This window comes from Deltaproteobacteria bacterium IMCC39524, from assembly GCA_029667085.1.
Classification (GTDB): Bacteria; Desulfobacterota; Desulfuromonadia; order Desulfuromonadales; family BM103; genus M0040.
In genome coordinates this window covers 12043-25284 of the sequence record JARUHJ010000007.1, presented here as the reverse complement: position 1 = coordinate 25284, position 13242 = coordinate 12043, and the positions used below count along the sequence as shown (strand labels likewise).

Genomic DNA, 13242 nt, shown 5'->3' with positions numbered 1-13242 from the left:
TTAAATACTTACAGGACAAAAACAACAAACAAAGGACTTGCTAAACAGCACAGAAGAGATAAAATTTATTTGCGGGGAGAACAGCTAAAACAACCCTGCCTTTTTCGGGAACGGGCACCTAGAAGAAAGGGGTGATCGACTATGTTACCGATACGTTTTGATCCGATGCGGGAGCTCAGTACCCTGCAACGCGAAATGGATGATCTGTTCAAGAGGATGTTTGGTTCAAACCGGGAAATCGGTGAAAGCAGTATGTTGACGACGTCACCTGCCGTCAACAGCTTCATAAAGAACGGCGTGTTTCACCTTGAGGCGGAACTGCCGGGAGTCGACACGGACAAACTGGATGTCAGGATGGATGATGGCAACCTGGTGATTCATGGCGAACGTCGCAGCACGCACAAGACCGAAGACGTAAATTACCTGCTCAAAGAGTCAAGCTTAAGCACCTTCGAGCGGCGCATGTCACTTCCCACAGGAGCCGATATCGAGAAGGCCCACGCCACTTACAATAACGGCATGCTCGAAGTAACAGTACCGATTAACGAAGCAAAATTGACGGGCCGCAAGATCCCTATTGAGGGCGTCAAAAGCGGCAAGAAGAGTAAAGAAATTCACTGATTACAACAGCTGGCAAACCGCCCGTTCCCGGCTCTGAACAATTGTTCAGAGCTTTTTCTTTGACACAAAGATGGAGAGAAAACAATAGGAGGCAGCCCCAGGCGACGGACATTTACCAGCCGCCCCCACCGCCGCCCCCACCGCCCCCACCTGAGGAACCGCCGCCACCGGAACCGGAGGAAGAGCCAGGAGCAGCCGACGAAGACGACAAGGCAGAACCAAGCGAACTGCCAAGAGAGGTACTGAAATGACCAAGGTTTTGCACCTGCCAGTTGTTGCCATGATACCAGACCGGGCGGTAGTGTTCGCCACGCTCTTCCAGTCGCACAAAGAGGCCTGCGAAACGTTCCATCCAGTGCTGCTCGACACCGAGAGCGAGCGCGTAGGGAAGAAAACGTTCAAAGAGCTCCGGCGTCTTCTCCGGAGGGTTGCGAAAGTTCATCTCTTCGCGCTCGGCAACTTCGAGGAACTGGCGAAAGCCTTCCATCTCGTCGAGCAAGCGACGACCGGCCCGGGTTGGCGCCTTGAGCAGGTAATGGAAAAGCAGGTTAATGACTATGGCAGAGATGAGCATCACTGGGAGCGTCACCGACACCTGGCTACCGAGGATCCCGATCACGACAACTTCTGCGGCAAAGAATGGCAGGGAGAAACCGGTGATAAAAACGGCACCGATCGTATCCAGGGGAGATTTCAGGGTGCGCCAGGCATGCCAGACCTTCTTGCCTAGAGAGAAGACACCGAGCGTCCAGAAGGTCAGCCAGACCGAAAGGAACAGCCCTGTCATTTTCAGCTCCGTATTTGGCAGCCCGTAAATCACTCCGCCATAAACCAATACAGAGACGAGAATTCCCGGGATCAGCCAGCCACGGTTGCGTACAAAATAAACCTTTTCACTATTCCTGCTCAGGGCCGCTTCATGCGACTTGAGCGCCTTGCGTATCGTGGCATGCTTGCTTTGCTTCAAGGTGATCGAAGTCCCCTTGAGGTTGCGAAACAGGTGTTTCAGGATCGCCTTTTCACCGGCCGCCAAGTTATCTGGCGGATTGCTGGTACGAGTCAGGGTGTACTCCCGGCCCTCCTCCTTAATCTCGATCAAGCCTTTGACCGCGAGGTTGACCAGGGCCGCAGCGAAGGTCTTGTGATCATAGCCCATGCGGTCGACGTACCGCGACGAACCGGGCGACAAACCGACCGGGGGCTCGTAACGGGTGATCACCACGCCGGATTGAGGATCACGACCAACCATGACCCAGGCCAACAGGTAGTAGGCCACCAGCGCAGAAAGGCCAATCAGCAAGATCACCCAGCTCTGGTTGTCTCGCAGCAGGAAGTTGATTTCCTCGCGACGGGTCGGCTTATGGACATAACCTTTAGGCCAGGAAACCACAATCGTCAGCCCTTCTCCCTGAGAGAAAGCTCGTGTCGTCTTAAAACGCACGCTGGCATCATAATCAACAGAAGTGCTGTAATCCTGGCCCTTCGCTCCAAGCGGGCCGGTGTAGGCCTCCGCCTCAAGCTGCTCCGCGCGAAGCCCTTCGGGTAGAGTCACGCGGGCGCTGACCGCTTCGATCGGGAAGCTCCAGTGGTTTCCGGTCACATTCCAGTAAAGCTCGTCGTGATCATCAAAAAAACCAAGCTGCCGGTTGGTTCGATAGGTGATCGCGTAAGTATAATCACCCTTATCCAGGTAAATATTCTTGTCGCCCAGGTAGACCCGCACCCCATTGCCCTGGGCCTTGCTGTGCCAGCTTTCCTGGTGGCCATCGCGTTTCGCTTCCAAAACCTCGAAACCAACCCGGTAACGATTGCCGAAACGATCCTTGTAATCGGTAGGGAAATCACGATAGATGCCACGCTTGATCTCTTGCTGCTCAGCGCGCACACGAATCGTTTCAGTGACCTGCATCGAGCCGTCGACAAAGACTTCGATATCACTTTGATAATCGAGGATGCGCTCGTCCGCCAATGCGGAGCAAGCAAGAGGCACAAACAACGTCAGCCAGAACAAAACACGGTAGATCATGACAAAATCTCCGGAGAGTTCTTTTCTGCGGCATCTTCGAGCTCAAAGAATGGTTTCGGGATAAATTTGAAGACGCGGGCAAGGAGAAGATCAGGGAAGGAATCGATCCGGGTATTCAGGTTGCGTACAGATCCGTTATAGAAACGGCGGGCATATTGGATGTGGTTCTCAATTTCGGTTAATTCGCTCTGCAGCTGCAAAAAACTCTGGTCAGCCTTGAGCTCCGGGTAGGCTTCCGCAAGAGCTATCAGGCTGCGCAGGCCACCACCGATCTGTGACTCAACAGCACCCCTCTCTCCAACATCGCTCATCTGCCCCGTCCGGCTGCGCAGCTCGATCAAGGTCTCTAACGTCGAGCGCTCATAGCTCGCATACTGCTCAACCGCCGCCACCAGCTTCGGGATCAGGTCATAGCGCCGCTTGAGCTGCACATCAATATCACTCCAGGCTGTCAGAACCCGCTGACGATCTCGCACCAGACGATTGTAGACCACGATCACCCAAACGATTATGACAACAACAAACAACCAGACAACAGTCACATCTGCCTCCCTTTAATTCGGTGACAGTATACTCATTTACTGTCAAGCATCGCAACTGAGTATAGGTTCACCACATTCCGGAGATTGCCCTTTCAATGCCGTCTGCTAACCTTAATAACATGAAGACTTTGGAAATCTTTTTCGACTACATCTGACCCTGGTGCTACTTCGGTACCGTGCGTACCGATAAACTGCGCAAGGAGTTTGATCTCGACATTCGATTGAGCGTGTTCCCGCTCCATCCGGAGACTCCCGAGGAAGGTCAGTCCCTGGAAGATCTATTCGCCGGGAGTTATGACATCGAGGCCATGATGCAGCGCTGCAAGCAGGTCGCCGCAGAGCTTGACCTGCCCTTTGGCGAGCGCACCCACACTTACAATAGTCGCCGCGCCCAAGAGCTGGGGAAATGGGCAGAGGAGCAGGGGCCAGGCGAAGCCTTCCACACGGCCGTTTATCATGCCTATTACGTTGATGGCTGCAACATCGCGTTGCCAGACAAACTTGCCGAAATCGCTGAATCTGTCGGCCTTGATCCCGACGTCGCCCTGTTGACCCTTGACAAGAGACGCTATGCTGCACATGTTGATGAAGATTGGAAGCGAGCGAAAGAATTCGGCATCTCATCGATCCCTACAATCGTCTATCAGCAACACGCGCTGGTCGGCTTTCAACCCTACGCTCACTACCGTCGATTGATCGATTCAACAAATTCATAGTATCGACTGCTGGCAGCCATGCCTTCTTCATATTCCTTCAGGACAAGCCAATGACCGATCAACTCCCAGACGCAATCAGGCAACACCTGCCTTCCAGCCAAGAGAAAAAAACTCCGCACAGCTGGTTGAAGATCCTTGGTATTGTTGTCGTTGCCAGCGTCATCTCCACCCTCGTGGCAATCGGAGCGGTGTACCTCTACCTCTTCCCTGGCGACTTCAAACCGGTCACCTTAAGCGTTAGCGAGGAGCAGGCATTAGAGAGTAAACTTGATCAGTTGGGTAGCATGCATCGATCTCGAGTTTTGCATCAAGACAGGAAACAACCAGGAGACAAGAAAGATCTGCAACCTGAGCGTTACGACGAAACCAACGCCAACCGAGAAATCATACTCACGGAACGTGAACTGAACGCCCTGCTGGCAAAGAATACCGACCTGGCCAGCAAACTCGCCATCGACCTCTCTCAAGATCTGGCCAGCGCCAAACTGCTGATCCCTCTTGATGAGGAGTTCCCGCTACTCGGTGGCAAAACACTCAAAGTCACCGCCGGGTTGGAGCTGTCCTACAAGAACGCAAAACCGGTCGTCGCCTTACGGGGCATTAGCCTCTGGGGCGTACCGATCCCCAACGCCTGGCTCGGCAACATAAAGAACGTCGACCTGGTCCAGGAGTTCGGTGATCAGAAAGGCTTCTGGGCAGCCTTTTCCGACGGTGTAGAAGAAATGGAAGTCAGTGATGGTCATTTGCGGGTGAAGTTGAAGGAATAAAAGTTCAAGAGTATTCAACGCGGAGACGCGGAGACACAGAGGGAGACAAACAATCAGCTTAAGGTTTTAACATCTTTAAAGACCGCCAAACAACGGCACCCTGTTTTTTCAGCGCCTCAGCGTCTCCGTGTTGATTCGTTTTTTGGATGCCCTCAGAAAGAAGCGAAGATGCGTGCCGTTGATCGGCCTGGGGCCTGCAGGTCAAGATCAAGGAAGTAACCAAAAGGTGTCTGCCAGACATCGTACCCTGAACCGCGAAGACGCTCCACAGCGCGACCCAGCAAAGCCTTGGTGAATTTTGCCGAGGCTTTTGTTTCTGCCAGATGTGAAAAAGTGTGGATAACAATACGTTGTGTCTTGTTCTTACGCGCCCCCCACTTGAGATTCTTCACCAGCTTCTTTTCCACCCCCGCAGCATTCTCTTCATCAAAGGCTTCTGCGTGAATCAAACCGACCACCGCCGCCTTGATTTCGCCCGGCTCATGGCAATCCGGTTCGTCATCGAGCGTCTTAACCGCAGGAGTGTACGCAAACCGATCTGTGTAGAGCATTAAAAGTTTCATGCTTCAGCAATATCAAGCTCGATCGTTCAAAACAAGAAAAAGAGCGCAAACAAATGCTTTAATTGAAGACTCAAAGCCCTTGCTCAGCAGAATGATCGGCGCATTTATTTGCTGTAAACATCTAATTTAAATAGAGAACTTGACGTTTAATTATCTAGTGATAGCTTTACTATTAAGCATTACTAAATCTTTTAAGGAAACATGATATGAAAAAACTTTTACTTCTACTGTCGACCATCTTTATTGTCGCGTCACTGTCAGCATGCGCATCGATGGATGGCGGCGATGAGGTCAAGGTCAAGTGCCCAGCCTGCGGCCAAGATTTCTCCGTGGATGCTGCTGATACCGGCAGCTAATTTAACGAACAAACGCTTACACCATTTGAGGAATAAAGAACACGACACCCCGCCGCAAGGTGAAAGTGTCGTGAGTCTTTAATCAAGGCAATTCCTCAACGTATTCAGCCTGAGGTTGTTCTCTCTCAGCTACGCCAAAAGGCTTGCCAATCAATCCGTTTATATGATAAAAATCCGCTGCATAACTTAGAGCTGAAACGGGATGTAGCGCAGCCTGGTAGCGCACCTGCTTCGGGAGCAGGGGGTCGCAAGTTCAAATCTTGTCATCCCGACCAGTATTTACAAGGAGCGACCTCCCCGGGGTCGCTCTTTCTTTTTGTTCTCCGGTCCATGTCCGGTCCGAATCACATCTGTAGATGACAATTTGAGCGTTCAGGGAGTGAGTGTTTGCATGCTCCGGGGCGGGGTTTCTAATCCGGGGCTCCTCTGGGGCGGATCGGGTACGGAGCGTCATTTTGGGGAAAACATATTTCCCCAGAGAATTAATCTAGAAAAAACGCCTAACACATATTGACATCCGCATATTGCAATGATACGTTCCTGAGCCTTGTTTTAGTTAAGTTATATATAAGCACAAGAACGTAATTCTTCACTCTGCGACCGCACCCTTTTCCTAATTAGCAGCAGGTGTTTTTTTGACAAACAATTTTGTAAAGGCGAGGGAGTAATTGTATGAAAGTAAACTTAGCATTGATGATGGTTTTGTGCGTCTACTCTTTTGTTGGCGCTGCGCATTCTGCTAACGCCCCAACGGATCCAAACAAGCAGACACCTTGGGGACTTTATCTAACTTCTGAGGAAACTTACGAGATGAAACAGCGTCTCGGGAAGCAAATGTTATTTGTTGATGTGCGCGATCCAATCGAAATAATGTTCACAGGCTTTACTGACGTCGTAGACATAAATATTCCTTTTAAGTTTGCAGACAGAACAGAATGGAACACCAAGAAGCCTGTTTTTCAAATGGTAGAGAACCTAAATTTTGAGAAAGATATTGAAGCGGCTTTAGAGGCAAGAAGACTCAATAAAAATGTACCCGTGGTCATTATGTGCAGATCTGGCGGAACTCGAGGCGCACCTGCCACAAAACGCCTTGAGGGAAAAGGGTATACAAATGTTTACGTTGTTACTGATGGCTTTGAGGGGGGGACTGTCAAGGAAGGTGACAAAAAGAATTGGCGGCTCAAAAATGGATGGAAAAATGCCGGCTTACCGTGGAGCTACAAACTAAACAAAGAGAAGATGTATTTAACTTCTTATAAATAATCAACAAGAAAAGGCTCAAATGTACACACACGCGACAACACAAACACTGAGTACAAAAGTTAGTAGAAATTCAAATTATAAGTGGCTACTTGGCTTGATCATGGTTGCCGTAATTGCCCTAGGGTGGAGATATCCTCTTTTGGGATTTGTGGTCCCCGCAGTAATGACAGCTGGAATAATTGGTGGGTTCATGAAAGGCAGATGGGTATGTGGCAATGCATGCCCTAGAGGTAGCTTTCTTGATTCTTGGTTCTCATTTGTCGCAGGGGACAGAAAATTTCCTCGTGTCCTCAAAAGTGGAATGTTTCGCTGGACAATACTATCGGCATTAATGGGCTTTATGGTTTTTCGCCTCTTTCAAAATCCTACAAGCTTTGATCACTGGGGAATTGTCTTTTGGCAAATGTGTGTAGTGACAACAATTGCTGCTATTGGCCTAGGGGCCAGATACAGTGCAAGAAGCTGGTGTTCAATTTGCCCTGTAGGGACACTTGCAAGCACGGCAGGGAAAGGCAAATATCCTTTGCAGGTTTCATCAACTTGTAAAGCGTGTGGCCTCTGTGAAAAGAGCTGCCCAATGAAACTAGAGGTTGCTCGTTACCGCCACATAGGAAAATCCGAGGAAAAAGATTGCATCAAATGCTCTGAATGTATCAACTCATGTCCTCACAATAGTGTCTTGAGTTGGCCAATCAAAGAGGCTGCATAATGATTCGTAAAACTATTTCACTGACAGCATTGCTGAGTTTCATCCTCTTGATGCTCACAAGCATAATTCTCTACATCATCCCTGCTGGCAGGGTTGCCTATTGGGCAGACTACCACCTGTGGGGGCTCACCAAAACACAATGGGGTGATTTGCACATCAATCTTGGATTTCTGTTTTTTGCTACCATTTTGGCTCACACCTATTACAACTGGAAAGCCATAGCAACATACATGAAAAACAAGGCAAAGGAGTTCAGGCTCTTCACAAAAGAATTCAATGTCGCCCTGTTCCTTACTCTGGCATTCTCAGCTGGTACGCTCTATGGGATCCCACCATTTTCTTCTATCCTCCAATGGGGTGAAGATATCAGTTCCAAAGCTAACGCATTCTATGGTGAACCGCCCTATGGTCATGCAGAACTATCTTCTTTTCAAACGTTTTCCAACAAAATGGAACTGGACCTTTTTCAAAGCATAGAGCGATTGAACAATTCTGGCATCTCATTTGAAAACAGCGGCCAGACACTCAAAGAAATAGCAAGCTTGAACTATGTCTCACCAAACGACATCTACTTGGCAATTTCACCACTTCATGAGCGCATTAAAACATTTCCCAAACAGCCTCCTGCAGGCCTAGGGATGCGACCACTAATTGATCTATGCCAAGAATACTCTGTCAGCATAAAGTCTGTTCTCTCCATCCTTGCTGACAACGGGATCTCGGCGAAAGAGACCATGAGCATCAAGGAAGTTGCGAATCTTGCTGGGATAGATCCTTTTGCCACTTACGAACTTATTCGAAACCATCTGTAACATTTCTCAAACAATACTGTTAATGTTCGCCCAGACGAACCATGTTGGGGCTTTTCTATGAGCTTGCCTGGAAATTTCCATTCTCAGCCAACACGGAACTGTTATGATTTTCAAAATTCTTAGCAAAAGACCCGAGATGAGCCCTATTTGTCCAGGCCAAAAAGCTGGAAAGCTGTTTGCAAAAGGGCTGAACTGCACACAAGCCGTACTTCAAGCCACGACAGGCAGAACCGACAAGGACATCATGAAAATGGCGAAAGCTTTTGGTGGTGGGATTAGTGACAGGAAGTGTCTATGTGGAGCAATCACCGGGGGACTGATGGCTTTGGGCCTAAACGGCAAAGGCAACAAATCTGGAGAGTTAATTGATCATTTTAGAAAAGACCAAGGGGCAACATGCTGTGTCGCCCTCTCACGTGGGCTCAAATGGAAAAGTAAAGAGCACCGAAACAATTGCCGTAGGATTACAGAAGAGACTGCAAAAACTGTTTCTAAGCTCCTCTAAATAGCGCAACTACTCCCACCCTAATGTTCTCCCATGGGCAAGACAGCCTAAACTGACTTGTTAACATCCCAGAGAAAAAACAATCATTCAACTAACGACCCAAAGGATTTCTTAAACTGTACGACAAAAACCCACGCAAAAAAGGACCATTGAATCCAGACCATTCCATCTCAACAAACAGGACTTAAACGCCCCGCAAACATTAAAATTCTTTACTCAAAAGCGGTATTAATGTATCCATATTTTCAAATAATATACGGAGAGCGGCATGATTGAAATTTGGATAGGCGTAATATCATTTGTTACCGGGTTTGTAAGTTTCGTGTATGGAGCTAGGCTTTGCTGGGAATGTGGTAAAACTTGTCATTTCGGAGAAGAACCCACAATCAAAAAGAAAAAGCTAAGGTTCTATTTGCCTGCAGCAACAGGATTTTTTCTATTTGGCTTCATGTTGATTTTTGGAATGTATACTGATGGTTTTCTACCTAGATATATCTATGCTTTAACCAGTGCTGTCCTTCTGTCTCATTTCCTTGTCTCCTTGTTTATGCCAAGCTTCAAGCGCGACCAAAGGCACTTAACAGAACAAAACCACTTCAACAATGACCAAGAGACATGTCAGCCAAATCTATATACAGGGTAGAGTCTAAACTTTTGAGCGACCCAAAGACATCACACGTGAGCGTCATCCAGCGGGGTTGGCCTCCAACAAGAGACCCTGCATAAGGACACTAGCCCCAGCCATTCCCGGTTGGGGCTTTTTCATTTCCACCACTCGGCCTCCCCTCCCCATCCCCCAAAACTTTCATCTCAGGGCCGAATTACATCTCTAACTGACAATTTGAGTGTTCAGGAACGTAGCGTTTGTGTGTTCCGGGGCGGGGTTTTGTCTCCGGGGCTATTCTGGGGCAGATCCGGGGCGAGTGGGAAGTCTGGGGCGGGGACTAAATACTCAATGGTCACGCTTTCGAGGAACAAACCTGCCTGCAGTCGGGGGGCTGAAAAAAACTTCTTTAAGAAAACCGATCGATAAAGATTCAGAACGATTCCAGGGCAACAAAAGCAACAATCTAGCCAAAGGGCAATAATTCAAGAAGAGGTTTGCAGCCAAGCCGACGGTAGTGATGTACATCAGAAAAAGGAAGCCAGGGATATACGTTCCTACAAAAACCCAGATGAAATAGGCCAGTCGAACTTGAACAGGAAGTGGTTTGAATTGAAAACTAAAGAGCCACAGAAAAAACAAAGAGTGAAATGCCGACAAGATAACAACCCATTGATAGAAATATCTATCGTAGAGCCCTGCTAACAAAACAAGCCATATTGTCAGCCATATCCACCAGATCAACCGCTTTCTAGTCGTTTCAGGTAATTTTTGCCAGGGCGAGCTTTTCTGTTTCCCTTTTTGTTCCTTTGGAGTCATAAAAAACCGTCTATGTTTTAATATTTGTCATACTTACTATAGCAGCTTTGGAGCCCTGGCCCTATTCCGGTTCGAATCAATCTCCAAAGAGACAATTTGAGTGTTCAAGGAGTGATCTCTTTGGTGATCCGGGGCGGGGTTTCTTCTCCGGGGCTACTTTGGGGCTTTTTTTTTGCTAACAGGGAAATCACGTAAATGATATAACCTACTGAACATACTAAGATCGCCTACTGTTGCAGTCAATCACGTTATATACACTGGTAACTCAATAAACATGAAATCAAACATGACTACCCAAAACGGTAAAATAGCACCTTTCCTTAAGTGGGCAGGAGGCAAAAGATGGCTTGTGAAACTTCGTGATGACCTTCTCGATACTGGGTTTAATAGATATGTTGAGCCATTCCTAGGGAGTGGTGCTGTTTTTTTTCATGTAAATCCCACTACATCGATACTTAATGACAAAAACAAAGCTCTTATAGATGTGTATAGAGCCATTAAAAACGACCATAGCAGAGTCCTTTACCTTTTAAACGCACACAGTAAAAAGCACTCTAAAGAATATTATTATGAGATGAGAGCAAAAAAGTGCAGGAACCAATTTTCAAAAGCTGCACAATTTATTTATTTAAATAGGACTTGCTGGAATGGACTTTATAGGGTGAATTTAAAAGGCGATTTCAATGTTCCGAAAGGGACTAAGGACAAAGTTTTATTAGATACTGACAACTTTGCAGAAATAGCAAATTTACTTCATGGAGCACAATTAGAAGATGGTGACTTTGAAAAAGTGATCGACAGCACAGTAGAAGGAGACTTAGTTTTTATTGATCCACCATACACGGCAAACCACAACAACAACGGCTTTTTAAAATATAATGAACACATTTTTAGTTGGAAAGACCAGATTAGATTGAGAGACGCCACGCTGAAAGCCAAAAACAGGGGAGCAAAGATAATACTAACTAACGCAAACCACGGCTCGGTAAGAGAATTATATAGTAGACACTTCAATCTACAGGATATTTCTAGGGCCAGTGTCCTTTCTGGAAAGAAAGAATATCGGGGCGCAGTACAAGAATTATTAATTACCAGTTAGCTAGGGGGATAAAACATTGCTTTTAGGGATAAAGAAAATTTTTCTATGGTGTTTTAGCAGGGTCCCAATTATAGGGAACCTGACCAAAACAAGCTTTAAAGCACAAAAAGAAGCTACCATTGAAATGGTCCTCACACTAATTTTTTCAACACTCCCTATCTGGTTTAGTGGCTTGAGGGTCGCTTCAAACAAGTACTATAAATTGCTCGACTTACCGGAGAAAAACCGTCCGGCAGAAATTAATTTCCTTGAGATTTATTGGAGTGCCATCATTGATGCAATTTCAAATGCCGAATTACTCATGTATTCGGCGGCACTTCTTGGTCCAACCTTATATCTTGCTTTTAAATCCTTCATTCAAAAAAGAGAACCTTTCCCTTGGGTCCGCCCACAAATTATCTTTGCTGTCTTGATAAATTTTATTGCTGCAGATTTATTCTTTGCCTCACGCGAAAACCATTACTCTGCAGAGCCTTCATTCTTAATTGTTACCTTATGCTTCTATTCTGCATCCTTATTAATTTTGTTCCCAGCTATGGCGTATGAACATGACAGGATCCTGTTGGACCCCTCAAGAGAACAGAGGACTGAACAAAAATCCTATCAACGAAGCTACAAGACACATAGGGGGCAATAATGGAAGAAAAGACGAGGAGCTTTGACGTCAATTATCTAAAAGTATCTCAACCCATTGGTGATTTTTACATAGCCTCTATACCGGCTCAACAACTTGTAGACATAACTGATTTTGATGTGCGGCGTGTATTAATGGAAGAACGTGATGTTGAACGATACCTCGGCATTCAAAGGCCATTAAATAAAAACCGTGTCAAAGAAATAACAAACTATGTTGGGACCTTAGATGCTTGCTTCCCTACCGGAATAATCATTGCTATTCCAAACAGATGCATCGAGTTAAACGAAGATACTAGCGTAATGACGATCAAAAATTACGTTGACGACGTTGACGACATCGACGAAGAAGATAATGTCATATATAAAAGAATTGCCCGAGTACTTGATGGGCAACATCGTTTAGCCGGTCTTAAAGGTGTTAAAGAAACCTTTGAAGTCAACGTTAGCATTTTTGTAGACATAGATATTGCAGACCAGGGGAACATTTTCTCAACTGTCAACCTAGCCCAAACAAAAGTAAACAAAAGCTTAGCTTATGATTTATATGATTTGACGAAATCAAGAAGCCCGCAGAAAACTTGTCACATTATTACAGTAACCCTTGATAGAGACCCTGATAGCCCATTTTATAAAATGATAAAGCGCCTTGGGGTTGCAACCCCTGGGCGCTCTGAAGAAACATTAACTCAAGCAACATTTATCCAACCTCTACTTAAAATGATTTCGGCTGATCCGATGAAAGACCGAGATCGTTATCTGCGCAAGAAAAAACCAAGCAAGATTGACCCAAAGCTATTAAGTAGACATCCATTTCAACACATGTTTGTTGATGAGAAAGACTTTGAAATCACAGATATTGTTTGGAACTACTTTTCAGCTGTCAAAGGAAAATGGTCAACAGCATGGGCATCAAGAGATAAGGGTGTAATGCTCAACAAGACAAATGGGTATCGAGCTTTAATGCGCTATCTTTTATTTCTGTATAACAACAAATTCAACCCGGGGAAAGTGCCTACAACAGAGGACTTTAAAACTGTTCTTGATGATATAACGATTAAAGATGCAGACTTTAATGTTGAAAATTTTGCACCGGGAAGTAGCGGTGAAAGTCTATTATTCAAAACATTAACGGAGCAAACAAAAATCAACCAACCCATGGACAAAAAGAACTAAACCTATTTAATTAGGGACTCAAACTCAC

The 13242-nt window shown here is 46.4% G+C and carries 14 protein-coding genes, 1 tRNA gene and 1 pseudogene; 12 read left to right on the top strand and 4 right to left on the bottom strand.

Going from position 1 to position 13242, the window contains the following annotated elements; genetic code table 11:
* The first annotated feature begins 141 nt into the window (after window positions 1-141).
* Window positions 142-621 carry an Hsp20/alpha crystallin family protein gene (locus P9J64_15260; GenBank protein MDG5469678.1) on the top strand — a complete coding sequence of 160 codons (480 nt, stop codon included), beginning with the start codon at window positions 142-144 and terminating at the stop codon, window positions 619-621.
* 112 nt (window positions 622-733) lie between these two features.
* On the opposite strand, the gene P9J64_15255 is transcribed toward P9J64_15260, so the two are convergent.
* Together P9J64_15255 and P9J64_15250 are read right to left on the bottom strand one after the other, a co-directional pair.
* Window positions 734-2647, bottom strand: a complete 1914-nt coding sequence (locus P9J64_15255) for a DUF2207 domain-containing protein (GenBank protein ID MDG5469677.1) — start codon at window positions 2645-2647, stop codon at window positions 734-736.
* The gene (locus tag P9J64_15250; GenBank protein MDG5469676.1) at window positions 2644-3189 is read right to left on the bottom strand and encodes a LemA family protein; all 546 of its coding nucleotides are present in this window, start codon (window positions 3187-3189) and stop codon (window positions 2644-2646) included. Before P9J64_15250 ends, P9J64_15255 begins: the two co-directional genes overlap by 4 nt.
* A 170-nt stretch (window positions 3190-3359) precedes the next feature.
* Here P9J64_15250 and P9J64_15245 point away from each other — a divergent pair.
* Window positions 3360-3905: pseudogene (locus P9J64_15245) on the top strand (DsbA family protein).
* A 50-nt stretch (window positions 3906-3955) separates the two neighbouring features.
* Window positions 3956-4672, top strand: a complete 717-nt coding sequence (locus tag P9J64_15240; protein MDG5469675.1) for an arginine N-succinyltransferase — start codon at window positions 3956-3958, stop codon at window positions 4670-4672.
* Between the two features lie 152 nt (window positions 4673-4824).
* On the opposite strand, the gene P9J64_15235 is transcribed toward P9J64_15240, so the two are convergent.
* Window positions 4825-5235, bottom strand: a complete 411-nt coding sequence (locus P9J64_15235) for a threonyl-tRNA synthetase editing domain-containing protein (protein ID MDG5469674.1) — start codon at window positions 5233-5235, stop codon at window positions 4825-4827.
* Window positions 5236-5441: 206 nt separating this feature from the next.
* Here P9J64_15235 and P9J64_15230 point away from each other — a divergent pair, with 206 nt between their 5' ends.
* The 6 genes from P9J64_15230 (at window position 5442) to P9J64_15205 (ending at window position 9526) form a co-directional block, all read left to right on the top strand.
* On the top strand, window positions 5442-5591 hold the full coding sequence (locus P9J64_15230; GenBank protein MDG5469673.1) for a hypothetical protein: 150 nt from the start codon (window positions 5442-5444) through the stop codon (window positions 5589-5591).
* Window positions 5592-5789: 198 nt separating this feature from the next.
* Window positions 5790-5866 (top strand) — tRNA-Pro (locus P9J64_15225).
* 397 nt (window positions 5867-6263) lie between these two features.
* Window positions 6264-6857 carry a rhodanese-like domain-containing protein gene (locus tag P9J64_15220; protein ID MDG5469672.1) on the top strand — a complete coding sequence of 198 codons (594 nt, stop codon included), beginning with the start codon at window positions 6264-6266 and terminating at the stop codon, window positions 6855-6857.
* A 708-nt stretch (window positions 6858-7565) separates the two neighbouring features.
* Window positions 7566-8378: a DUF4405 domain-containing protein gene (locus tag P9J64_15215; protein ID MDG5469671.1), complete on the top strand. Its 813-nt coding sequence runs from the start codon at window positions 7566-7568 to the stop codon at window positions 8376-8378.
* 103 nt (window positions 8379-8481) lie between these two features.
* Window positions 8482-8883: a C-GCAxxG-C-C family protein gene (locus tag P9J64_15210; protein MDG5469670.1), complete on the top strand. Its 402-nt coding sequence runs from the start codon at window positions 8482-8484 to the stop codon at window positions 8881-8883.
* A 268-nt stretch (window positions 8884-9151) separates the two neighbouring features.
* Window positions 9152-9526, top strand: a complete 375-nt coding sequence (locus P9J64_15205; protein MDG5469669.1) for a hypothetical protein — start codon at window positions 9152-9154, stop codon at window positions 9524-9526.
* A 309-nt stretch (window positions 9527-9835) separates the two neighbouring features.
* On the opposite strand, the gene P9J64_15200 is transcribed toward P9J64_15205, so the two are convergent.
* Entirely contained in the window at window positions 9836-10306 is a 471-nt protein-coding gene (locus tag P9J64_15200; protein MDG5469668.1) for a hypothetical protein, read from the bottom strand.
* A gap of 274 nt (window positions 10307-10580) precedes the next feature.
* Between P9J64_15200 and P9J64_15195 the strand changes: the two genes are divergently transcribed.
* Genes P9J64_15195 through P9J64_15185 form a run of 3 tightly spaced genes read left to right on the top strand, consistent with a single transcriptional unit; the run spans window position 10581 to window position 13214 of the window.
* The gene (locus P9J64_15195; GenBank protein ID MDG5469667.1) at window positions 10581-11405 is read left to right on the top strand and encodes a Dam family site-specific DNA-(adenine-N6)-methyltransferase; all 825 of its coding nucleotides are present in this window, start codon (window positions 10581-10583) and stop codon (window positions 11403-11405) included.
* 16 nt (window positions 11406-11421) lie between these two features.
* Complete coding sequence (locus P9J64_15190; GenBank protein ID MDG5469666.1) at window positions 11422-12042, top strand: hypothetical protein; 621 nt, start codon at window positions 11422-11424, stop codon at window positions 12040-12042.
* Window positions 12042-13214 (top strand): DGQHR domain-containing protein, encoded by a 1173-nt coding sequence (locus tag P9J64_15185; protein MDG5469665.1) that lies wholly within the window; start codon window positions 12042-12044, stop codon window positions 13212-13214. The genes P9J64_15190 and P9J64_15185 overlap by 1 nt, the downstream gene beginning before the upstream one ends.
* The last annotated feature ends 28 nt before the right edge of the window (window positions 13215-13242 follow it).

Bases quoted from the DNA above. Each gene is read 5' to 3' on its own strand.
- P9J64_15215 (MDG5469671.1), top strand. From the start codon at position 7,566: ATGATTCGTAAAACTATTTCACTGACAGCATTGCTGAGTTTCATCCTC.
- P9J64_15235 (MDG5469674.1), bottom strand. From the start codon at position 5,235: ATGAAACTTTTAATGCTCTACACAGATCGGTTTGCGTACACTCCTGCG.
- P9J64_15240 (MDG5469675.1), top strand. From the start codon at position 3,956: ATGACCGATCAACTCCCAGACGCAATCAGGCAACACCTGCCTTCCAGC.
- P9J64_15230 (MDG5469673.1), top strand. From the start codon at position 5,442: ATGAAAAAACTTTTACTTCTACTGTCGACCATCTTTATTGTCGCGTCA.
- P9J64_15260 (MDG5469678.1), top strand. From the start codon at position 142: ATGTTACCGATACGTTTTGATCCGATGCGGGAGCTCAGTACCCTGCAA.
- P9J64_15255 (MDG5469677.1), bottom strand. From the start codon at position 2,647: ATGATCTACCGTGTTTTGTTCTGGCTGACGTTGTTTGTGCCTCTTGCT.
- P9J64_15210 (MDG5469670.1), top strand. From the start codon at position 8,482: ATGATTTTCAAAATTCTTAGCAAAAGACCCGAGATGAGCCCTATTTGT.
- P9J64_15195 (MDG5469667.1), top strand. From the start codon at position 10,581: ATGAAATCAAACATGACTACCCAAAACGGTAAAATAGCACCTTTCCTT.
- P9J64_15205 (MDG5469669.1), top strand. From the start codon at position 9,152: ATGATTGAAATTTGGATAGGCGTAATATCATTTGTTACCGGGTTTGTA.
- P9J64_15220 (MDG5469672.1), top strand. From the start codon at position 6,264: ATGAAAGTAAACTTAGCATTGATGATGGTTTTGTGCGTCTACTCTTTT.
- P9J64_15200 (MDG5469668.1), bottom strand. From the start codon at position 10,306: ATGACTCCAAAGGAACAAAAAGGGAAACAGAAAAGCTCGCCCTGGCAA.
- P9J64_15185 (MDG5469665.1), top strand. From the start codon at position 12,042: ATGGAAGAAAAGACGAGGAGCTTTGACGTCAATTATCTAAAAGTATCT.